Origin of the sequence: Longimicrobium sp. (assembly GCF_036399935.1) — a bacterium.
Classification (GTDB): Bacteria; Gemmatimonadota; Gemmatimonadetes; order Longimicrobiales; family Longimicrobiaceae; genus Longimicrobium.
This window is the reverse complement of sequence record NZ_DASWMD010000023.1, coordinates 42,240-63,382: the sequence shown is the minus strand read 5'-3', so window position 1 is coordinate 63,382 and position 21,143 is coordinate 42,240. Positions and strand designations below refer to the sequence as shown.

The window sequence follows — 21,143 nt, the reverse complement described above, 5'->3', positions numbered from 1 at the left end:
GCCGCGCCCAAGCTTGTTACCCGTCCGCGGCTAGATCCTTCGGCCCGCGTCGTTTGTGCTGCGGGCCAGTGTCGTTCGGCTGGGCCTCAGGATGACACCGTTGCGCCGCGGCTCAGTACTGATCGACGATCTGCGTGCCCGGATAGTAGGCGCGCAGGATGGTCCGGTAATCCTGCCCGGCGCGGGCGCGGCCCATGGCGCCCACCTGGCACATGCCGATGCCGTGGCCCCAGCCGCCACCCTCCGCCACGATCTCCGTCACGCGCCCGCCCTCGCGCACCAGCCTCACGTCGAACTTGCTGCTGTTCAGGATGCCGGCGCGAGACGCGGGCGTCAGGATCCACCGGATGCGGTCCTTGCCCAGCGTGAAGGTGCCGGCGTCCGTCGCCAGGCGCATCGCGCGGATGCGGTCGGACGGGGTGCGCTCCAGCACCCGCATGTCGTCGATGCGGGTGATGCGCCGGCCGCGCAGCGAATCCGCCATCGTGCGGTTCAGGATGCCCACCAGCTGCTCGTGCGTCCAGCGCTCCGTCCAGCGGAAGCGGCTGCTCACCTTGTCGTATGCCTCGCCCGTGCGCGGGTCCACGTCGCGGACCGCCACCAGGTACGGGATGGGCGCGTTGTTCCACACCTCGTGGATGGCTGCCGTCTGCCCGGCGCAGGTGCTGTGGTAGTAGGCGGTGATCGGCTGGCCGCTGTACGTGATGATTTCGCCGGCGGTTTCGCGCACGGCGCGCGAGGCCAGCGGGTACTCCGCCGCCTGCCCGCCATACACCTGGTCCTCCACCGTGGCGTACACGTCGAACCCCTGCGCCGACCGCCGCCCCATGTAGATGGCGGCGTAGGTGCGGGCCGCCACCGCCTGCGCCTTCACCGCCTCGAACACGTCGGCCTGCACGTTGCCGATTTCGCGCGGCACCACGCCGAGCAGGTACGTCTCCATGTCCAGGCGATTGACGATAGTCAGCCCGCCGCGCGGCGCGTCCTGCACCACCAGTTCCCCCCGGTACGCCTGGCCCTTCACCGACAGCGTGCCGTGCGGCGCGGCGGGACGGATGACCAGCGGCGCGCGAAGCCCGGCGCCGCCCGGCCCACCCCCGCCCGCACCCGTGCGGCTGGTCAGCGTGATGGTGCCCCCGGCGTCGGCGAACGTGGCCGTGGCACCGGCGCCCAGGCTCGCGACCTGCTGCCCCGCGTCCGTCAGCACGGAGAACGCGCCGGCGGAGGTGATTTCGATGCGCGCCGTGTCGACCACCAGGCCCACGCGCACCCGCGGCGCCAGCAGGGACTCGGGGAACGCGGCCGTGTCCGCCGTGGGCGTCGCGGGGATGGCCACCGTGTCGCGCGGCGGACGGGTGGGCGTCGTTACCGTGTCGCGGATGACCACGACGGGTACCGTGGGCACCCGGGGCCCGCGCGGCGCGCAGGCGCCCAGGACGGCGAGCGCCAAGGCGCCCGCCAGCTTACGCCAGCGCAAAGCGGAGTGCGTCACGGGCGCGGGAGATGGTTTCTTCGACATCCTGATCGGTGTGGGCGGTAGACAGGAACCCGGCCTCGAACGCGGAGGGCGCGAAGAACACGCCCCGCTGCAGCGCCGCATGGAAGAAGCGGCGAAACGTCTCCACGTCGGAACCCTTCGCGTCCTCGAAGGTGCGTACCGGCCCCGCCGCAAGGAATACGCCCCACATGGAGCCGTAGCTGCCTCCGCACATGGGCACGCCCATCTCGGCGCCGTTCGCCAGCAGCCCCTCCACCAGCCGCTTCGTCTTCCGCTCCAGCTCGGGATACAGGTTCTCGTCGCGCAGGATCTTCAACTGGGCCAGCCCCGCCGCCATCGCCAGGGGATTGCCCGAGAGCGTCCCCGCCTGGTAGACGGGTCCCACCGGCGCCACGTGCGCCATCACGTCCGCCCGCCCGCCGTACGCCCCGACGGGCAGCCCGCCGCCGATCACCTTGCCCAGCGTGGTAACGTCCGGGCGGATGCCGAACAGCTCCTGCGCGCCGCCGGGGGCCACGCGAAAGCCCGTCATCACCTCGTCGAAGATCAGCAGCGCGCCGTGCTCCTCGGTGATGCGCCGCAGCCCGTGGAGAAAGCCCTCGTCCGGCGGCAGGAAGCCCGCGTTGCCCACGACGGGCTCCAGGATCACGCAGGCGATCTTCCCCGGGTGCGCACGGAAGGCGGTCTCCACCGCCTCCAGGTCGTTGAACGGCGCCGTCAGCGTCAGCTTGGAAAGGTCCGCGGGAACGCCGGGCGAGTTGGGAAGGCCCAGCGTAGCCACGCCGGACCCGGCTTTGACCAGGAACGAGTCGCCGTGGCCGTGGTAGTGGCCCTCGAACTTCAGCATCATCTCGCGGCCGGTGAATCCACGCGCCAGCCGCACGGCGCTCATCGTCGCCTCCGTGCCGCTGTTCACCAGGCGGACGCGCTCCATCGACGGAAAGAACTCCCGCACCGCCTCGGCCAGCTGCACCTCGGCCTCCGTGGGCGCGCCATACGAGGTGCCGCGCTGGGCCGCCTCCGTCACCGCCTGGATGACCGCGGGGTGCGCGTGCCCCAGGATCATGGGACCCCACGACAGCACGTAGTCGATGTACTCGTTGCCGTCCACGTCCCAGATGCGCGACCCCGCCGCACGATCGACGAAGAACGGCTCGCCGCCCACCGCCCGGAACGCGCGCACCGGCGAATTGACGCCGCCGGGGATCACCTCGCACGCGCGGCGGAAGAGGGCGGCGCTGGCCGCGTAATTGCCTTCTCGTGCCACCGGGGTTACAGACATCTAAAACCTACCTGGACTGGTACGAATGAAGAACCGATTCTGGATGGCCGCGCTGCTCGCCGTGCTCTCGCTGGGCGCCACGGCCTGCAACGACAACGCCGAAGACCACAACAACGAAGCGGCCGAAGAGGCCCGCTCGGGCGACACCGAAGAGGCCGCCGAAGAGAAGGCCGAGGCGCGCCAGGACTCCGCGCAGGGCGACCACACCGACGGCCTGAACTGACCATCCCCCGTGGATGAACGCGTGCCGTCCCCACGAGCTCGGGACGGCACGCGTCGCTTTCTCCCCGGCACCGGCTAGCGGTAGTTGCCGAACGCCAGCTCCAGCCCGAAGTCCTGCTTCTTCAGGTGGGCGATCACGGCCTGCAGGTCGTCGATGGAAGGCGCCGTCACGCGCACCTGCTCGTCCTGGATCTGCGCGTTCACCTTCTTGAAGCCCGCTTCCTTGATGGACTTGACGATCTCCTTGCCCTTTTCGGTGCTGATGCTCTGCACCAGGGTGATCGTCTGGCGCGCCTTGCCGCCGAACGCCTGCTCCACGTCGCCGTAGTCCAGGTTGCGGATGGGCACGCCGCGCTTGATCAGCTTGCTCTGGATGATGTCGATCAGCGCCGTCATCTTGTACTCGTCGTCGGCCAGCAGCTTGAGCGTGCCGTCCTTCTTGCTGAAGTCGATCTCTACCGTGGCGCCCTTGAAGTCGTAGCGCTGCGCGACTTCCTTGGTCGCCTGGTTCACGGCGTTGTCCACCTCCTGCAGGTCTACGCTGGAGGTGATGTCGAAGCTGGATGTCTTGGCCATGCGTAAGTCGCCCCGTAGCAGTTCATTGTCTCGGCGCCAATGTAGGCCGGGTGGCGCGGGCGAGGCAAGCGGGGATGCCGCGCGTGAAGCAACCGGGCGAGAGCGCAGAACCACGCACCCGGTCGCCTGGCGTGGGGCGCGCAATCAACCCTGTCATCCTGAGGCCCAAGCGCACCGCACTCACCCAGTGACGACACCCCGCGGGCCGAAGGATCTAACCGCAGACACGTACAAACCCGGGCGCGGTAGCGGTCATAGAAGCCTTAGACACGTCTCAGTGAGGCATGGGAGCGCTTCGAAGGACTGCCGGCGCATGCCGCGCGTGGCCCCTCCCCCGGCCCCTCCCCGCATGCTGCGCATGCGGAGAGGGGAGAATTCGTTCGCCCGTCGGCAGGCGTGGCGTACGTGCAGGTCAAGCAAGCGCGACGAGGCCCTCTCCCGACATCGGGAGAGGGCCTCGTGTTCACCATCCGCCGATCACGTCACTGCTGGATGATCTGCGCGCCGGCGGGGGGCGTGAAGGTGAAGAGGCTGTTCGCCAGCGCGTGGTTGGTGCGCACGTTCCGCAGCTCCACGCGGCGGACGGACTCGTTCTCCTCGGTCATCTCGAAGCGGCGGACCAGGTAATCCTCCTTGTCCACCCAGATCTTGAGGATCTTGTACGCCGAGGCGCCGCGGGGCACCAGCGTCAACACGTAGGACGAGCGGCCCGCGACGGACTCGTCACCCGCCAGCGTGGCGACGAAGCGCTGGTTGGGGTTGCTGAGGAACTGCTGCTGCAGGTCCACGCTCTGCCCGCCCTCGGCGATGCTGGTGCGGATGACCTGCGTGCGGTCGCTGCTGGGATAGTACAGCCAGAAGTACCGCCCATCGGCAACGATCACGTCGCCGTCGGGATCGCTGAAACGCATCAGGAAGCGGTCGGGCTTGCGCTGGTACAGCTTGCCCACGCTGCGCTGGTTGCTTCCCAGCAGCGGCACGTTCAGCGTCTGCGTGAAGTCCGCTTCCAGCGAGCGGATGCCGTTGGCCGCCTGCTCCACCCGCGTCAGGATCTCGGCCGCGCGGTCCGAACTCCGCGCCGCCGCGGGAGCCGGCGCGGGCGCCTGTCCCGGCACGGGCTGGCCCGGGGCCGCTGCCGGCTGCGGCGTGCCATCGCGGCGGGGCGCCGCAAGCGCGGGATTCGTGACGTCCACCGGCTGGCCGGTGCCGGGTGCCGGCCGCTGGATGCGCGCGGCAGGGACCTGGCCGTCGGCCGGGGCCTGCTTCGGCGACTCCGTCCTGGCGGTCGACGGCTCGCCGCGGCCGCCGCACGCCGCGAGGGCGGCCGTCAGCGCGAGCAGGGGGATGCGGAGGTGGTTCATCATCATCTATCGTCCACGCGTTCGGTGAAGTCAGGGTCGTGATGCTGGTTGTGGATACCCGCCCGGAGCAACGAGCGTTCCTGTTTGCGGATCGAGAGCCCGGATGCCGCGCGCGGGCGTCGTACTGCGCGTAGAGCGAAGTGTGTGGCGGATCCCTCGGTCGCTGCGGGCTTCGACATGACGGCAGGTTCCCCGTGGCCGCTCCGTCGGGATGACATCGAGCGGGCGGATGGCACTCACGCACTCACGCACTCACGCACTCACGCACTCACGCACTCACGCACTCACGCACTCACGCACTCACGCACTCACGCACTCACGCACTCACGCACTCACGCACTCACGCACTGCCGTTCAAAGCAGTTCCAAAATCTCCTCCAGCTCCGCCCGCAGCGAGCGCACGAACGAGCGCTCCAGCGCGCGCGAGGCGGCTTCGGAGGCGGCGCCTTCCTGGCGCAGCTCGTCGATGCGCTTGCGGGCGCCTTCCAGCGTGTAGCGCTCGTCGTGCACCAGGTGGCGGATCAGGGCGATCAGCTCCAGGTCGCGCGCGCGGTACACGCGGTTTCCGGAGCGGTTCTTGGGCGGCGACAGCGCGGGGAACTGCGTTTCCCAGTAGCGCAGCACGTGGGGCTTCACGTCGAACAGCTCGCACACCTCGCCGATCGAATAGAACTCGCGCTGCGGGCGCTTCATCCGTGGTGCTCCGCCTTGGGCTCGCGCAGCATCAGCTGCTCCACCGCGCGGCGCGGGTCCAGCTCCTCGAACAGCATGGAGTAGACGGCCTCTACGATGGGCATCTCGATGTTCATCCGCCGCGCCAGGTCGCGCGCCGAGCGAGCCGTCTTCACCCCCTCGGCCACCATCACCATCCCGCCCAGGATGTCGTCCAGCTTCCGCCCCCTGCCCAGCTCCACGCCCACGGTGCGGTTGCGGCTGAGCCCGCCCATGCAGGTGAGCATCAGGTCGCCGATGCCCGCCAGCCCCGCCAGCGTGCGCGGGTCCGCGCCCATCGCCTGCCCCAGCCGCGTGATTTCCGCCAGCCCTCGGGTGATCAGCGCCGCCTGCGTGTTGAAGCCGAACCCCATCCCCTCCACCGTCCCCGCCGCGATGGCGATGACGTTCTTCACCGCCCCGCCCAGTTCCACCCCGGCCACGTCGGCGCTGGTGTAGACGCGAAAGCGGGCGGTCTGGAAGGCGTCCCGCGCGCGCACGGCCGCGTCGGCGTCGTGCGAGGCGATGGTGACGGCGGTGGGAAACCCGCGCCCCACCTCCATGGCGAAGCTGGGCCCGGAAAGAAAGCAGGCCGCGCGCGCCGCCCGCTCGGGAAGCACGTCGGCCAGCACGCCGTCCATCGTCTTCAGCGAATCGTTCTCGATGCCCTTCGACGCGCTGACCAGCAGCGCCCCCTCCTCCATGTGCTCCGCCGCCTGCGCCATCACCTGGCGGACCACGTGCGAGGGCGACACGGAAAGGACGAGGTCCGCGCCGCGCACCGCCTCGGCCATGTCGGGCGTGGCGTGCATCGACGGCGCGAGCTCGATGCCGTCCAGGTACTTGCGGTTGACGTGCTCGCGGTTGATGGAATCCGCCACGTCGGGCTCGTACGACCAGACGACCGTGTCGATGCCCTTGCCCGCCAGCAGGTTGCCGAGGGCGGTGCCCCAGCTTCCCGCGCCGATCACCGCCGCGCGCGACGTCATTCGGCCCCCTTTGCGTCCGCCGTCACCGCCGCGGCGGCCACCGTGGCCCGCGGCTCCTTCTTCATCCCGAAGCGGTGCTCCTCGCCCCGCATGATCCGCCCCACGTTGGCGCGGTGGGCGAAGATGATGAACGCCACGATGAGGCCGCCCAGGACCCGCACCTCCAGCCGCTCGGCGGGAACGTTCAAGCCCAGCAGCACGCCGACGACCACGCCCGCGGCGATGGACCCGGCCGACACCATGCGCGTGAGCTTGAGAACGATCAGCCAGGTGAGCAGCCCCAGCCCCACGGCCTCGGGCGCCAGGGCCAGGAACACCCCGGCGCTGGTGGCCACGCCCTTGCCGCCGCGGAAGCGCATGTACACCGGAAAGACGTGGCCGACGATGGCCGCCGCGCCGTAGGCCAGCTCCCACCGCCAGTCCGCCGAGCCGTCCCACTGGCTGAAGGCGACCACGGGAAGGGTGCCCTTGAGGATGTCGAAGACGACCACGGGAGCCGCCACCTTTGCGCCGAGGACGCGGAAGGCGTTGGTGGCGCCCAGGTTGCCGCTGCCGTGCTCGCGCAGGTCGATGCCCTTCGCCATCCGCCCGGCGATGTAGCTGGCGGGGATGGCGCCGACCAGGTACGCGGCGAGGACGAGCAGGGCGGGCGTCACTCCCGCTCCTCGTCGCGGCGGCGCAGCCGGATGACCAGCGGGGAGCCCTGGAACCCCCACGCCTCGCGGAAGCCCTTCATCAGGTAGCGCTCGTAGCTCTCGGGAACGCCCTCGGGATCGTTCACCCACAGGATGAACGTGGGCGGCGCGACGGCCACCTGGGTGCCGTACAGGAACTTCACCGGGCGGCCGTGCGAGGCGGGCGGCTTGGTCCGCATGGTCAGCGCCCGCATCACCTCGTTGACCTCGTGGGTAGAGACTCGGCGCTGCCGCTGCTCCTGCACCTCGACGATCAATTCCAGGGCGCGGTGCACCCGCTGGCCGGTGAGGGTGCTGGTGAAGAGGATGGGAACCCACTGCAGGTACGGCGCGCGCTCGCGGATCTCCTTTTCGTACCGCGGCGCCGTCATCGTCTCCTTCTCTACCAGGTCCCACTTGTTGCAGATGATGATCAGCCCCTTCCCCGTGTCCCACGCCTTTTCGGCGATCTTCAGGTCCTGGACGGCGATGGGCTCGGTGGCGTCGAGAAGCAGGAGGCACACGTCGGCGCGCTCGATGGCGCGTTCCGTCCGCAGCGAGCTGTAGAACTCCACCCCCTCGTCGATCTTGGCCTGCCGCCGCAGCCCCGCCGTGTCGACGAACACCAGCTTCTGCCCCTGGTAGCGCATGGGCGTGTCGATGGCGTCGCGCGTGGTTCCCGCCACGTCCGACACCACCAGCCGCTCCTCGCCCAGCAGGCGGTTGACGTACGACGACTTGCCCACGTTCGGCCGGCCGATGACGGCCACCCGCAGCGCCTCTTCTTCTTCGCCCTCGATGTCGGGAAGGTGCTCGACGATCAGGTCCAGCACGTCGCCGCTCCCCTTGCCGCTGAGGCTGCTGACCGGGTGCGGCTCGCCCAGCCCCAGGTCCCAGAAGTCGTGGTGCCCGGTGGCGGTGGGGGCGCCCAGGTTGTCCATCTTGTTGACGAGCAGCACGTTGGGCTTGGCGGCCCGGCGCAGGTGCTCGGAAACGGCGTAGTCCAGCGGGTGGGGCCCGGCGCGGCCGTCCACCATCAGCACCAGCACGTCGGCCTCGGCGATGGCGGTGAGCACCTGGTCGCGGATCAGGCGGTCCATGGGCTCGTCGGAGTTTTCGACCATCCCCCCGGTGTCGACCAGGTAGAACTCGCGCGCGTTCCACTCGGTGCGGGCGTAGTTGCGGTCGCGGGTCACGCCCGGGCGGTCCTCGACGATGGCGATGCGCTCGCCGAGGACGCGATTGAAAAAGGTGGACTTGCCGACGTTCGGCCGGCCGACGACGGCCACCACGGGTAGCTTCACGAGTGCTCTTGACGGACGAAAGTAGGGAAAGGCACGAAAGCCACAAACGTAACAGCGCGGACCAACGTCCGCGAACTCCACGGGCCGCCGCTTCCCCCGGCTCTGCTACTTTCGTGACTTCCGGAACCGCCGCTCAGCCCAGCGGCGCGCCGCAGCTGGTGCAGGCCGTGTCGCCCGGCTCGTAGGCCTCGCCGCACGCCGGGCAGGCGAAGCTCACCTCGCCGCTGGTGTCCATGTGGGCGCGGATGATCTCGATGGCGCCCTCGTACTCCCACGTGGGCACCATCACCCGCACGATGGCCAGCTCGCCCAGGTCCACGGGAAAGATGCCGTCCTTCTGCGAGAAGAGCTGCGCGTCCACCCCCTCGGACTGCAGGTTCTGCACGATCAGGCCGGCCTCGATCTCGTCGGAGGTGGTGTACACCTGGGCCCACGCCTCCATGACGGGGATGCCTTCGTGCAGCTGGCAGGTGACGGGGCGGGTGCCCTCGGGCTCGCTGCCGCAGACGGGCGCCTCGCAGATGACGCAGCGGAAGTTGGTCTGGCTGCCGTCTTCGCAGGCAACGGGGGCGCGCAGCAGGCCGCAGATGGGGCAGCCTTCGCCGCCGGCGTACTCGGCGCCGCAGCGCTCGCACTGAAACGCCTGCTCGGGAATTTCGGGGCTTTCGACGGACAAGGATCGGGTCTCCGGACGTGGGGGCCGCGGCGACGGTGCCGCGGGCGGCCGAAGGCGCAAGAAGCGTGCAGGACGCGCGGGGACCGTACGGGCGGGAGGATCGAGGGATGAGAACGAAGGAACCGCGGCCGGCGGGGAACGGGTCCCCGCCGGCCGCGGCGTTCAGATCTGCAGGTACGGAGGCCGGTTCGTTACTGCACGACCCGGTAGCTGTAGCCCGTGATGGGGCGGGTGTTGGCAACCGTCAGGTTGAACGGGGCGCGCTGGCCCTCCGCCGGCGGGGTGATGGTCACCTGGCCGGTGCCCAGCGTTCCCGTCACGCCGTAGAGCGTGAACTCCACCGTCACCGGGGCCGTGCGCCCCGTGCCGACGGCGGTGCCGGTGATGGCGGTGGCCTCGTCGCCCACGTCGATCGAGAGCCCCTCGACGCGAACCGGAAGGGCCTCGGCGCGGGTGCGCACCTGGGCGGCCTGCCGGCTGAACTCGTTGGCCCGCGCCGTCTGGTTGGCCTCGGACGCGGCCTGCGCCTGGCCCGCGTAGGCGTTGTAGTACAGCAGCCACGCGCCGTAGCTGAGCGGCGCCACCTCGACGGCACGCTGGCCGGCCGGCACCAGCTCGTTCCAGCGCTCCAGGTTGTACTGGGCCAGCGCCAGGTGGTACCAGGCGTCGGCGCTGTTGGGCACCGTGCGCGTGAGCTCCTGCAGCAGCGGCACCGCCGGCTCGTTCTGCTCGCGCTGCAGGTACTGCACGCCCGCCAGCACCATCGCGTTCACCACGTTGCCGCGCACGTCCATGCGCTGCTGGTTTTCGGCCGCCGAGGTGTCGGCGGGCATCGTTTCCAGCAGCTGCAGCACGCGGCGCCAGCGCGTGACGGCCTCGGCGGTGTTCTGGCGCTGGAAGTTGATCAGCCCCAGGTAGAACTCGGCCGCGTAGGCATTGGGGTCCATCGCGATGGCCGTTTCCAGGCTGGCGATGGCGGTGGTGGTGTCGCCGGCCTGCAGCAGCCCGGTGGCCGCGTTGAAGGCGTTGCCCGCCCCGGCCGCCTGCAGCCGGTCGATGTCGTACTCACCCAGCGCCGGGCAAAGCTGCTCCGCGCGGGCAAGGTAGGTGGCAGAGGCGGCGAAGTCGCGCGTTCCGAGGGCTGCCTGGCCCGCCAGGTACTGCGCGTACGCGTTCTCGGGCTGCGCGGCGACCGCGCGCCGCGCCTGCGCCAGGGCCGAGGCGTACGCCGGGCCCTGTGCCGAGTCGGCCATGGTGCCCACCAGGGCCATGGAGCTGGCCGCGGAGTCGGCTTGCGCAAAGCTGGTCAGGGGTCCGCTCGCGCAGGTGACGCTCGGAACGGGCACCGTGATGCGCGGGCCCCCGCCCCCACCGGTTCCGGCGGCGGGGGCGCAGGCCGCCGCCGCCAGCACGCCGCCCAGCACCACGGCCAGGCCACGATCGATCTTCATCAGCATCCTCCGTTGGTGGAAAAAGCCCGCTCCGCCGGGAGCGGGCCGATACGGGCCGGACGCATCCGGCCGGTTCACTGTTCCCGGGCCACGCCGTCGGCCAGCAGGCCCCGGTACGCCTCCAGGGGAGTGATCCCCAGGTTCGCGGCGGCGCGCGCCACGTCGTCGAACTCCGGCTTGGCGCGCTCGCCGCCGCCGGGGAGCGCCGAGCGCTTCACCCGGATCTCCTGCCCGCGCCACGTCACCGCTTCCATCCGCCGCGGCAGGGTGCGCCGCGCCGCCGGCCAGAACCTCAGGCCGATGGTGGTGCCCGCCCGGAAGAGCGCGGCCTGCACCGCGTCGAGCGCGCCCGGCTCGGCGAGGGCCTCGATGCGGACGCCCGTGCGCCCCTTCTTCATCACCAGCGGCTGCGCCGAGCAGTCGGCCGCGCCCGCGTCCAGCACGGCCTGCAGCAGCGTGGGCACGTACTCGGGGGGCAAGTCGTCGACGTCGCAATGCACCACCATCACCGCGTCTTCGCCCCCGGCTTGCGGCTCGATGAGCACCAGGCGCAGCACGTTGGGCCGGTCCTGCGGGTCGCGCGTTCCCGCGCCGAACCCGTTCGCCAGGGGCGTGAAGGTCACGGGCGGCGGCGCGCCGTTCGTCAGCGCCTTGACCAGCGCGGCGCCCGTGGGCGTGGTGCACTCGCCCTCGAACTCGGGGTCGCGCACGGGAATGCCCGCCAGCAGCTTGAGCACCGCGGGCGGCGGCACGGGAAAGTTCCCGTGCGCCATGTCTACCCACCCCCGCCCCAGCGCCACCGGACGGGTGTAGAACTCGGTGGCGCCCAACTCGTGGCACCCGGCGACGGCGCACAGCACGTCGATGATGGCGTCCAGCGCCCCCACCTCGTGAAAGTGCACCTTCTGCACCGTGGTGCCGTGCACCGCGGCTTCGGCCTCAGCAAGAAGCGTGAACGCATGCACCGCACGGTCGCGCACCTCGGGGCTCACGCGGGTGCCCTCGATGATCTTCACCACGTGGTGCAGGTGCCGGTGCGCGTGCTCGTGTGGCAGGTTCAGCACCAGCCTGGTCGCAGCGATCCCCTTGCGGTCCACGCGCTCGGCGCTCACGCCGACGTCGCCCAGGTTGAGCTCCGCGACGAAGCGCTGGAGCCACTCCAGCGGCAGCCCCAGGTCCAGCAGCGCGGCGACGGTCATGTCGCCGCTGACCCCGGCGAAGGGGTCGAAGATCAGTCCGCGCACTCGTTGCCCGTCCGTTCGGCGCTTCGCGGCGCGCGGGTTTCGCGCGGGCTCGGCGGTGGAAAAACGCCGCGCATTCTAGGGCGCGGGCCGGACGGCGTCAAACGCGCGCCACCCCGCAGGTATTGATGAGCGGGGAGGGGAGAACTTCGGTCGGGGTTCGACGGGCTGCCTCGCGTGCCGCGGGAGCCCCCTCCCCCCGGCCCCCATCCCCCGCTTCGCAGGGGAGGGGGAGACCTGAACGCACTCCGGCTGGCCTCGGGCACTCGACTGCGCATGCAGTCCGCGAAGGCGGACTTTGGGCCGTTGTTGCCGCGACTTCAGTCACCCCAGCGGGACCCGGGTTCTGCCGCCTGTCCGCGCCGTCGCACCTCAGAAGCTCAGTGCCGAAACAGCCTGCGCCCGGTGAACACCATCGCGATGCCGTGCTCGTCCGCGGCGGCGATCACCTCGGCGTCGCGCACCGAGCCGCCCGGCTGGATGATCGCGCGCACCCCCGCTTCGGCCGCCGCGTCAACGCCGTCGCGGAAGGGGAAGAACGCGTCCGACGCCAAGGCCGCACCCGCTAAATCGAACCCGTTATCGCGCGCCTTCATCACCGCGATGCGCGACGAATCCACCCGGCTCATCTGCCCCGCCCCGATCCCCAGCGCCATCCCGCCGCGCGCCAGCAGGATGGCGTTGGACTTCACCGACGCCACGGCGCGCCAGGCGAAGCGCAGATCGTCCATCTCGGCCGCCGACGGCTGCCGCTGCGTGACCACGCGCCAGCCGTCCTCGGGGAAGCCCATCCCCAGCCGCGTCTGGGCCACGAATCCACCCCGCACGCGCTTCCAGTCCAGTTCGCCTGGGTCGGACGCGAGGCTCGGGATCTCCAGCAGGCGCAGGTTCTTCTTTTCCGTCAGCAGCCGCAGGCCCGCCTCCACGAAGGACGGCGCGACGATGGCCTCGACGAAGTTGGGGCGCAGCAGCACGGCCGCTTCTTCCGTCACGGGCACGTTGAAGGCGATCACCGAGCCGAACGCGCTGGTGGGGTCCGTCATCAGCGCCTTGCGGTAGGCCTCGGGCGCGTCGGCACCCACGGCGATGCCGCAGGGCGTGGTGTGCTTGATGATGGCGCACGCCGCCAGCCCGCTCCCCTCCCACGCCGAAATGGCCAGCAGCGCGCCGTCCACGTCCAGCAGGTTGTTGAACGACAGCTCCTTGCCGTGGAGCTGCCGCAGCTCCGCCAGTCCCCCGCCCGCCCCCTCCTCGCGGTAGAACGCGGCGGGCTGGTCGGGGTTCTCGCCATAGCGAAGGTCCTGCACCTTCGTCAGCCGCAGCTGGACCGCGGGCGGGAAGCTATCGGCCGATCCCGCGCCCTCTCCCGCCATCGTCCGGCTCAGGTACTCCGTGATGGCGCGGTCATAGTCCGAGGTGTGCGCGTAGACCTTGGCCGCCAGTTCGCGGCGAAGCGCCAGCCCGTCGCCTCGGGCGTCGATGGCGGCGAGCACGCGGGGGTAGTCGGCCGGGTCGATCACCACCCAGACGCCGGCGTGGTTCTTGGCGGCGGAGCGCAGCATGGACGGGCCGCCGATGTCGATGTTCTCGATCGCCTCGTCGAGCGTGGCGTCGGGCCGGGCGACGGTCTCGCGAAAGGGGTAGAGGTTGACCGCCACGAGGTCGATGGGCTCGTAGCCGTGCGCCTGCATCTGCGCTACGTCGTCCGCGTGGCCGCGGCGGCCCAGCAGACCGGCGTGCACGGCGGGGTGCAGCGTCTTGACCCGCCCGTCCATCATCTCCGGATGGCCGGTGATCTCGCTCACCTCCGTGACCGGCAGACCGGCGTCGCGGAGGGCGCGGGCGGTGCCGCCGGTGGAGAGCAGGGTCCATCCCCGCCCGTGAAGCTCGCGGGCAAGGTCCACCACGCCCGTCTTGTCGGATACGCTGAGCAGTGCCCGCGGCATTTCGTTGGTCCTCTGGATCTGGATCAGTGCCCGTCGGGCAGGTGCATCGTCCTGGCGATGGAGCCGTCGACGGGAATCAGCGAAGGCACCAGGTCGAACGCCAGCGGACCCGTCGCACTCGCCGCCGTGCGTCCCCCCGTGAGCGCCGCGACGGTCAGCGGCAGGATGCGGTGCTCCACCGCCAGCACGCGCGCGGCGAGCGTTTCCGGCGTGTCGCCGGGGAGCACGGGGACGGGCCATTGTGCCAGGATGGCGCCCTCGTCGTAGCGCTCGTCCACCAGGTGCACCGTCGCGCCCGAAACCCGCACCCCCGCCGCGATGACGGCGCGATGGACGCGCATCCCGTACATCCCATGGCCCCCGAAGGCCGGCAGCAGCGCGGGATGCACGTTGATCATCCGCCCCGCGTAGCGCGCCACCACGTCCGCCGGAAGCAGCGTCAGCCAGCCGGCGAGAACCACCAGGTCGATCCGGTGCTCATCCAGCGCGTCCAGCAGCTGGTCGCGGAATGCGCCGGCGCCGAGCTCGCGCGGGTCCAGGGCCACGTGCGGCACGCCCTCGCGCTCCGCCCGCGCCAGCGCGCCGATCCCCGCACGGCTGCCGACCACCAGTTCCACCCGCGCGGGGGCCGAGCCCGGGGTGCGGTGAAAGCGGTCGATCAGCGCCTGCAGGTTGCTCCCCCCGCCGCTGGCGAGTACGGCGAGGCGTGCGGGATCGGGCAAATGGCTCTCCGGAACGGGGATTTTCGCGGCGAATGTAGGCCGGGGCTCCGGGGCCGTCAACGAGCGGAAGTAGCGGGCGAGGCGGGACGGAAATGCGCTGGGCGGATGCGGTCTGCCGGGCTCAGCGCGAAACCCAGAGCTCGTTGAGAATGTTGTTGGCGATGGCCCAGACGAGGGAGATGGTGCCGGACTGGAGCGCTTCGGCGGCGTCGGCGTCCGGGTGCCAGAGCACCGGCGCGAGCGCCCCGGCGTAGGTGCCCGCCAGAAAGGGCGTGGAGAGGCGCCGCCGGCCCTGCACGTCGTAGTCGGTGAAGGTTTCGGTGATGGCGTACGCGATCCGCCGCTCCGGCCCGTCGCAGCCGCAGGGGCGGTACTCGGTCGTACGTCCCAGCGCGGCCGCCAGCCCATGGTGGACGGACGTGCGGACCACGTGCCCGCCGCTGCGCGACAGGATGCGCGCGGCCAGCGCATCGGCGCCGCCGCCCCACTCGTCGGGCTCGACGCGCACGTGGTCCCACAGCCCCAGGGCCGTGATCCACGCCACGCCTTCGATGCTCACCAGGTCGGCCACGTATGCATCGACGCGCTCCTCGTCCACCACCCACACCGAATCCGCCTGCGCGCGGACGGAATCGGGCGCGACCGTGTCGGCCGGGACGGCCTGGGCCTGGAGGGGGGCGGCCAGCAGGAGCGCCGCGGCAAGCAGGAGTCGACGCATGTCTGGTCGCATCAGGGGAATCGGCGCATCAGGCGAACCCGCCGCCGCCGTACACGCCGGTGACGAACGGGTTCGTTCGACGCTCGTGGCCCACGGTGGTGTCGGGGCCGTGCCCGGTGTGCAGCGTGGTCTCGTCCGGCAGCGTGAGCACCTGCTCGCGGATGGACGTCATCAGCGTACCAAGATCGCCCCCCGGAAGGTCCGTGCGGCCGATGGAGCCGTTGAAGATCACGTCGCCCACGATGGCCACCCCGTCGCCGACGAGGATCACGTGCCCCGGGGCGTGTCCCGGCGCCAGGCGCACCGCCAGCTCGCAGTCGCCGAACGTGACCGAGCCGCCGTGGGCCAGCGCTCCGTCCACGGGCGGCAGCGGGTCCATCCGCATCCCGAACCACTGCGCCTGCGTGGGGGCCGCGCCGTACAGCATCCGGTCGTCGGGATGCAGCAGGATGGGCGCGTCGATCTCCGCCCGGGCCACGGGGATGCCCTCTACGTGGTCCAGATGGGCGTGGGTCAGCACGATCTGCTCGATGGTCACCCCCGCGGCACGCGCGGCCTCCAGCGCCTGCGCGGTGGCGGCTCCCGGGTCCACCAGGATGCCGGCACGGGTCCGTGCACAGTACACCAGGTACGTATTCTGGGCGAAGCCGCCCCCCGTGAAGGAGCGGACCGCCACCTCGCCACGACCCTCACCCACGCAGCGCCTCCAGCACCTCGTCGGCCCCGTGCGCCCCGGCCGCCGCGTAGGCGATGCGGCCGTCGCGGTCGATCAGGTACGTCGCACGCCCTACCTCGTCGCCCGCCCGGAGAACGCCGTACGCGGACGCGATCTCCGCGTCCTGGTCCACGATCAGGGGAAAGTCCAGTGCGTACTTGCTGACGAAGTCGCGGTGGCTGGAAAGGCTGCCAGGGTTCACCCCGAAGCGCACGATGCCGGCCTCGGCGTACCGCGAGCCCTCGTCGCGCGCGGTGCACATCTGCCGGGTGCAGCCGGGCGTGTCGTCCTGCGGATAGAACATCAGCAGCACCGCCTGCTTTCCGCGAAAGTCCGGCAGCGCCACGCGCCCGCCCTCCGTCGTTTCCGCCGTGAACACCGGCGCCTCGCTTCCCACCGGCAGCAGTCCTTCGGCCATCGTCCCCTCCGTCGTTGTCATGCGCACCACAGATCGGCCCCGGCAAGATGGCGGTGCGCAGGTCCGTAAGCAAACCGGTTTGCCGGCTTTGCAGCGACGGAACGCATCCGATTAGTCCTGCACCGGACGATCACCCGCCATGGCAGAGCGCACAAGAGTCTACGTTTTGTAGACTCTTGTGCAGGTCGCAGTCGAGAAAACGCGTATCCTCTGCAGTGTCATCGTCGTGTCCTCCACTGAGCACCCTCGCGGTGAGCCGCGGCAAACGCGCATGGGAACGTACCGCGTCCGCTTGCTGGCCCCAATTCGCCGCTGTTCTTTGTCCGCGCGGAGTGTATATGTTCGCACAGTTCACACCTGACGTCCGAGCCTGAGCGCCCGCGCTCGAAACCAATCAAGGAACGATGCTGGATGCGCTGCTGTCGTCCATAGATGGGCTCAACGAGGAACAATTGGAATTGCTCGGGCGCCGGCTCTACGCAGAACATTGCGTCGCCCCTGCCCGTGCGGGTCGTGTTGCCACTCACGATGGCGAGCCCGTGTGGATTTACCCTGACGACTTCGACCACGCCTTCTTCACCGCCGCGTCCAAGCACCGTCGGGGCTGGGCGAAGGACGTCGTCGATCCCCTGAGAGTCGCGAGAGCATCCTGGATCGTTCCGGTCATCGGAGGGCATGTGCCGGGTACGAGTTGTTACCGAGTCGTGGACTTCGGGGCCTACAAGAAGCCACCGCCCGAGAAGCGGCTGTACGTGATGCGCGAAGAGTGCTACGTGGTATGGCTGCTTCCGAGAGGGAGCGGTGGATGGCGCTTCAAAACCGCCTACGTTACCGGGCACGGCGACATCAGCCGGTACACCCGGCGGCAGCGAAAAATCTGGGAGCGGTAGGAGGTCGAAACACAACACCCCGTCCATCGAGCCGATGGGCGGGGTGATGCGTGCCTCGTGATTGTAAACTTGGCTCACGAGGCGCAAGCCGGGCCCGAACACCTTACGGCGCGAGCGCATGCCTAAGCACGAGGCTTTCGGCACGCCACAAAGATACCAGACCGGACAACGTGCGTCAACCCGCGCGTCGAGGGCGTCGAGCGCGCCGACGCGTCAGCTCGCCCGGCGCTCCCCGCCGGAGCGGCGCTCGTCGGGGGAGCGTTCGGCGCCGTGCTTGATGCTGCGGCCCTCCACCAGGAACACCACGTCCTCGGCGATGTTGGTGGCGAGGTCGGCGATGCGCTCCAGGTTGCGGCTGACCAGGAAGAGCGACATCGACGCGCCGATGCGCCGCGGGTCTTCCATCATGTGCGTCAGCAGGATGCGGAAGAGCGAGTTGTGCAGCGCATCCACGCGGTCGTCCCGGCGGCACACCTCGCGGGCGCCCGCCGCGTCGGCGCGGACGAAGGTGTCGAGCGCGTCCGACAGCATCTCCGTCGCCAGCCGCCCCATCTCCTCGATCTCCGGGAACTCCAGGTAGATGGGCTGCTCGGCCAGGTGGCGCACGGCCTCGGCGATGTTCACCGCGTGGTCGCCCACGCGCTCCAGGTCGTTGCTGATCTTCATCGCCATCGTAATCAGGCGAAGGTCGCGCGCCATCGGCTGCTGCAGCGCCAGCAGGTGGATGCAGGCGTCGTCGACGGCCACCTCCATGGCGTCGAGGTCGTTGTCGCGGCGGATGACCTCCTGCGCCAGCTCGCCGTCGCGGTCGCGCAGCGCCTGCAGCGAGCGGGTGACCAGGTCTTCGGCCAGCCCCGACATGTCGAGCAGCTGGTTCTTGAGCTTGGCCAGCTCCTCGTGGAAGTGGCGGAACCCCGGCGTCGGGCTCATCCGAACCTCCCCGTGATGTAGGCCTCGGTGCGCTCTTCGCGCGGGTTGGTGAACAGCGTGTTGGTGCGCCCCATCTCCACCAGCGAGCCCATGTAGAAGAACGCCGTGTAGTCCGACACGCGCGCCGCCTGCTGCATGTTGTGGGTCACGATGACGATGGTGTACTGGTCCTTGAGCTCGTAGATCAGCTCCTCGATCTTCTGGGTGGCGATGGGATCCAGCGCGCTGGCGGGCTCGTCCATCAGCAGCACCTCGGGCTGCACGGCCAGTGCCCGGGCGATGCACAGGCGCTGCTGCTGCCCGCCGGAAAGCCCCAGCGCGCTGCGGTCCAGCCGGTCCGACACCTCGTCCCAGAGCGCGGCCTGCTTCAGCGAGTGCTCCACCAGGTCGTCGAGCGCGCGGCGGCCCTTGGCCAGCCCGTTGACCCGCGCGCCGTACGCCACGTTCTCGTAGATGGACTTGGGAAACGGGTTGCTCTTCTGGAACACCATTCCCACCCGCTTGCGCAGCTGCACCACGTCGAGCCCCGTGCGGTACACGCTCTCGCCGCGCAGGGTGATGTCGCCGTCGTGGCGGATGCCGGGGATCAGGTCGTTCATGCGGTTGATGGACCGCAGGAACGTGCTCTTGCCGCAGCCGGACGGCCCGATCAGCGCCGTCACCTGCTTCTGCGGCATCTCCAGCGTGATGTCGTTCAGCGCGCGGGTGCCCCCGTACCAGAACGAGAAGTCGTCGGCGCGGATGGCCAGCTCCGCCGGGGCCTGCGTGGGCGTTTCCGTGGGCATCGCGGCGTCGTTCAGGGGAAGCGCGGGCGCCCGCTGCACGGGCGCCTGCACGGTTGTGTCTTGCATGTCAGCGGCTCCGGTACGGGCTGCGGATCAGGAATCGCGCGGCCAGGTTCATGGCCAGCACCAGCGCGATCAGCAGCAGCGACGCGGCCCACGCCTGCTTGTGCTGCTCTTCGAACGGGCTGATGGCGTACTGGAAGATCTGCACGGGAAGCGCGGCGATGGGCTCGCCCAGCCCCGCAGACCAGAACGGGTTGCCGAACGCGGTGAAGAGCAGCGGGGCCGTTTCGCCCGCGATGCGCGCCAGGGCGATCAGCACGCCGGTGAGGATCCCGCTGCGCGCCGCGGGAAGAACGACGCCCAGCGTGGTGCGCCAGCGGGTGAAGCCCAGCGCCAGGGCGCCCTCCTTCATCTCGCGGGGAACCAGGCGAACCATCTCCTCCGTGGTCCGCGTCACCATCGGCAGCAGCATGATGGCCAGGGCGACGCCGCCCGCGAAGGCGCTGAAGCCGCCCATCGCCACCACCACCCACGCCCAGACGAAGATGCCGATGACGATGGACGGAATGCCGTTCATCACGTCGGTAATGAAGCGGATGCCGTTCGCCATCGGCCCGCCCTCGGCCTCGGCCAGGTAGACGCCCGCGCCGATGGCCACGGGCAGCCCCATGGCGCCGGCCAGGCCCACGAGCAGGAAGGTGCCCAGCACGCCGTTCCCCACCCCGCCGCCCGGCTGGCCCACCGGGGCCGGGACGCTGGTGAAGAACTCGGGGTTCAGCGAGCCCAATCCCGCGCGCAGCAGGTGAAAGAAGATCAGCAGCAGCGGCAGCACGGTGAGCGCCGCCGCCACCCCGGTCAGCGCCAGCCAGACCCGGCTGGAGATGCGCCGCCGCCGGTCGCGGAAGGAGAGCGCGTCCAGCGGCGCCGCATGCTGCGGGGCCGTCATGGGCCCGATGGCCGGCCCGCTCACTTGCCCCCCCGCAGGCTGACGCGCCAGACGAGGAAGCGCGCGACGGAGTTGACCACGATGGTGATGCCGAACAGCAGCAGGCCGATGGACATCAGCGCCGCCAGGTGAAGGTCGTCGCTGGCCTCGGCGAACTCGTTCGCCAGCACGCTGGCCATGGTGGCGCCCGGCGCGAAGAGCGACGTCGCCACCTCGGCGCGGTTCCCGATGACCATCGTAATCGCCATCGTCTCCCCGAGCGCGCGGCCCAGCCCCAGGATGATGGCGCCGATGATCCCCGGGACCGCGTAGGGAAGCACCACCTGCCAGGTCATCTCCCAGCGCGTTGCGCCCAGCGCCAGCGCCGCCTCGCGCTGGGCGACAGGCACGGCGGCCAGCACCTCGCGCGAGACGGCGGAGATGAAGGGGACGATCATGATGGCCAGGATGACGCCGCCGGCCATGATGCTGCTTCCGTACGCCGGCCCGGCGAACAGCCCCACCCTGTCGCCGATGGCGCTGGCGACGGGCTCCTGGATGCTGGAGCGCAGCCAGGGTACCAGGACGAAGATGGCCCACAGGCCGTAGACCACGCTGGGGATGGCGGCCAGCAGCTCGGTGCCGAAGGCGATGGGCGCGGCCAGCCAGCGCGGCGCCAGCTCGGTGAGGAAGATCGCCAGCCCGATGGAAAGCGGGACGGCGATCAGCAGCGCGAGGAGCGACGAGGCCAGCGTGCCGAAGATGAAGGGGAGCGCGCCGAACTGGCCGGCCACCGGGTCCCACGTGGTCCCGCCGACGAAGCCCAGGCCGAAGCGCTGGATGGCCGGCCACGAGGCCACGCCCACGCGCACGACGATGAACGCGAAGAGCACGGGGATGGCCAGGCCGAACGCCCCCAGCGCCAGGGCGTAGCTGCGGTCGGCGACGTTGCCCTGCGCGTATCGCGGGAGCAGCCGCGATGCGAACGAGCGGGTGCCTGTCGCCAGTACGCCCGCCTGCTCAGGTACGGGTTGCATCCGTTCCTTTGATCCTGATGAAGGAGGGTGCGGCGAGCCTTCTCGCCGCGCCCTCGCGTGTCCGCCTGT

At 70.4% G+C, this 21,143-nt stretch carries 22 protein-coding genes; 2 read left to right on the top strand and 20 right to left on the bottom strand.

Going from position 1 to position 21,143, the window contains the following annotated elements; translation table 11 throughout:
- Positions 1–112: 112 nt before the first annotated feature.
- Together VGB24_RS08930 and hemL are read right to left on the bottom strand one after the other, a co-directional pair.
- Entirely contained in the window at positions 113–1,477 is a 1,365-nt protein-coding gene (locus tag VGB24_RS08930) for a SpoIID/LytB domain-containing protein (protein ID WP_331072598.1), read from the bottom strand.
- Positions 1,464–2,780: a glutamate-1-semialdehyde 2,1-aminomutase gene (gene hemL / locus VGB24_RS08925; protein ID WP_331072597.1), complete on the bottom strand. Its 1,317-nt coding sequence runs from the start codon at positions 2,778–2,780 to the stop codon at positions 1,464–1,466. The genes VGB24_RS08930 and hemL overlap by 14 nt, the downstream gene beginning before the upstream one ends.
- A gap of 25 nt (positions 2,781–2,805) precedes the next feature.
- On the opposite strand from hemL, the gene VGB24_RS08920 reads away from it, so the two are divergent.
- Entirely contained in the window at positions 2,806–3,003 is a 198-nt protein-coding gene (locus VGB24_RS08920) for a hypothetical protein (RefSeq protein ID WP_331072596.1), read from the top strand.
- Between the two features lie 74 nt (positions 3,004–3,077).
- Here the strand turns inward: VGB24_RS08920 and VGB24_RS08915 are convergent, their stop codons facing one another.
- From VGB24_RS08915 to VGB24_RS08850, 14 genes are all read right to left on the bottom strand, one after another.
- On the bottom strand, positions 3,078–3,578 hold the full coding sequence (locus tag VGB24_RS08915; protein ID WP_331072595.1) for a YajQ family cyclic di-GMP-binding protein: 501 nt from the start codon (positions 3,576–3,578) through the stop codon (positions 3,078–3,080).
- 482 nt (positions 3,579–4,060) lie between these two features.
- Positions 4,061–4,945: an outer membrane lipoprotein chaperone LolA gene (lolA, locus tag VGB24_RS08910; RefSeq protein WP_331072594.1), complete on the bottom strand. Its 885-nt coding sequence runs from the start codon at positions 4,943–4,945 to the stop codon at positions 4,061–4,063.
- A 348-nt stretch (positions 4,946–5,293) separates the two neighbouring features.
- Positions 5,294–5,632, bottom strand: coding sequence for a MerR family transcriptional regulator (locus VGB24_RS08905; protein ID WP_331023655.1), 339 nt, complete (start codon positions 5,630–5,632; stop codon positions 5,294–5,296).
- Positions 5,629–6,639 carry an NAD(P)H-dependent glycerol-3-phosphate dehydrogenase gene (locus VGB24_RS08900; protein ID WP_331072593.1) on the bottom strand — a complete coding sequence of 337 codons (1,011 nt, stop codon included), beginning with the start codon at positions 6,637–6,639 and terminating at the stop codon, positions 5,629–5,631. The genes VGB24_RS08905 and VGB24_RS08900 overlap by 4 nt, the downstream gene beginning before the upstream one ends.
- On the bottom strand, positions 6,636–7,295 hold the full coding sequence (gene plsY, locus VGB24_RS08895) for a glycerol-3-phosphate 1-O-acyltransferase PlsY (protein WP_331072592.1): 660 nt from the start codon (positions 7,293–7,295) through the stop codon (positions 6,636–6,638). The genes VGB24_RS08900 and plsY overlap by 4 nt, the downstream gene beginning before the upstream one ends.
- Positions 7,292–8,617, bottom strand: coding sequence for a ribosome biogenesis GTPase Der (gene der, locus VGB24_RS08890; RefSeq protein ID WP_331072591.1), 1,326 nt, complete (start codon positions 8,615–8,617; stop codon positions 7,292–7,294). The genes plsY and der overlap by 4 nt, the downstream gene beginning before the upstream one ends.
- A gap of 133 nt (positions 8,618–8,750) precedes the next feature.
- A complete protein-coding gene (locus tag VGB24_RS08885) occupies positions 8,751–9,293 on the bottom strand; it encodes a DUF2007 domain-containing protein (RefSeq protein ID WP_331023651.1) in 543 nt (180 codons plus the stop codon).
- 191 nt (positions 9,294–9,484) lie between these two features.
- Entirely contained in the window at positions 9,485–10,744 is a 1,260-nt protein-coding gene (locus VGB24_RS08880; RefSeq protein ID WP_331072590.1) for a tetratricopeptide repeat protein, read from the bottom strand.
- A gap of 74 nt (positions 10,745–10,818) precedes the next feature.
- On the bottom strand, positions 10,819–11,988 hold the full coding sequence (larC, locus tag VGB24_RS08875) for a nickel pincer cofactor biosynthesis protein LarC (RefSeq protein WP_331072589.1): 1,170 nt from the start codon (positions 11,986–11,988) through the stop codon (positions 10,819–10,821).
- A 377-nt stretch (positions 11,989–12,365) separates the two neighbouring features.
- Positions 12,366–13,931 (bottom strand): bifunctional phosphoribosylaminoimidazolecarboxamide formyltransferase/IMP cyclohydrolase, encoded by a 1,566-nt coding sequence (purH, locus tag VGB24_RS08870; protein ID WP_331072588.1) that lies wholly within the window; start codon positions 13,929–13,931, stop codon positions 12,366–12,368.
- Positions 13,932–13,954: 23 nt separating this feature from the next.
- Positions 13,955–14,653, bottom strand: a complete 699-nt coding sequence (gene purN, locus VGB24_RS08865; RefSeq protein ID WP_331072587.1) for a phosphoribosylglycinamide formyltransferase — start codon at positions 14,651–14,653, stop codon at positions 13,955–13,957.
- A gap of 121 nt (positions 14,654–14,774) precedes the next feature.
- Positions 14,775–15,371, bottom strand: coding sequence for a hypothetical protein (locus VGB24_RS08860; protein WP_331072586.1), 597 nt, complete (start codon positions 15,369–15,371; stop codon positions 14,775–14,777).
- 28 nt (positions 15,372–15,399) lie between these two features.
- Positions 15,400–16,068 (bottom strand): MBL fold metallo-hydrolase, encoded by a 669-nt coding sequence (locus VGB24_RS08855; protein WP_331072585.1) that lies wholly within the window; start codon positions 16,066–16,068, stop codon positions 15,400–15,402.
- Positions 16,061–16,504 (bottom strand): peroxiredoxin, encoded by a 444-nt coding sequence (locus tag VGB24_RS08850; RefSeq protein WP_331072584.1) that lies wholly within the window; start codon positions 16,502–16,504, stop codon positions 16,061–16,063. The genes VGB24_RS08855 and VGB24_RS08850 overlap by 8 nt, the downstream gene beginning before the upstream one ends.
- A 404-nt stretch (positions 16,505–16,908) precedes the next feature.
- Here VGB24_RS08850 and VGB24_RS08845 point away from each other — a divergent pair, with 404 nt between their 5' ends.
- Positions 16,909–17,394: a hypothetical protein gene (locus VGB24_RS08845; protein WP_331072583.1), complete on the top strand. Its 486-nt coding sequence runs from the start codon at positions 16,909–16,911 to the stop codon at positions 17,392–17,394.
- A gap of 213 nt (positions 17,395–17,607) precedes the next feature.
- Here the strand turns inward: VGB24_RS08845 and phoU are convergent, their stop codons facing one another.
- The 4 genes from phoU to pstC form a co-directional block, all read right to left on the bottom strand.
- On the bottom strand, positions 17,608–18,324 hold the full coding sequence (gene phoU / locus VGB24_RS08840; protein ID WP_331023641.1) for a phosphate signaling complex protein PhoU: 717 nt from the start codon (positions 18,322–18,324) through the stop codon (positions 17,608–17,610).
- A complete protein-coding gene (pstB, locus tag VGB24_RS08835) occupies positions 18,321–19,109 on the bottom strand; it encodes a phosphate ABC transporter ATP-binding protein PstB (RefSeq protein WP_349263907.1) in 789 nt (262 codons plus the stop codon). Before pstB ends, phoU begins: the two co-directional genes overlap by 4 nt.
- 67 nt (positions 19,110–19,176) lie before the next feature.
- A complete protein-coding gene (gene pstA, locus VGB24_RS08830) occupies positions 19,177–20,058 on the bottom strand; it encodes a phosphate ABC transporter permease PstA (RefSeq protein ID WP_331072581.1) in 882 nt (293 codons plus the stop codon).
- Between the two features lie 20 nt (positions 20,059–20,078).
- Positions 20,079–21,074 (bottom strand): phosphate ABC transporter permease subunit PstC, encoded by a 996-nt coding sequence (gene pstC / locus VGB24_RS08825; protein ID WP_331072580.1) that lies wholly within the window; start codon positions 21,072–21,074, stop codon positions 20,079–20,081.
- Positions 21,075–21,143: the final 69 nt, after the last annotated feature.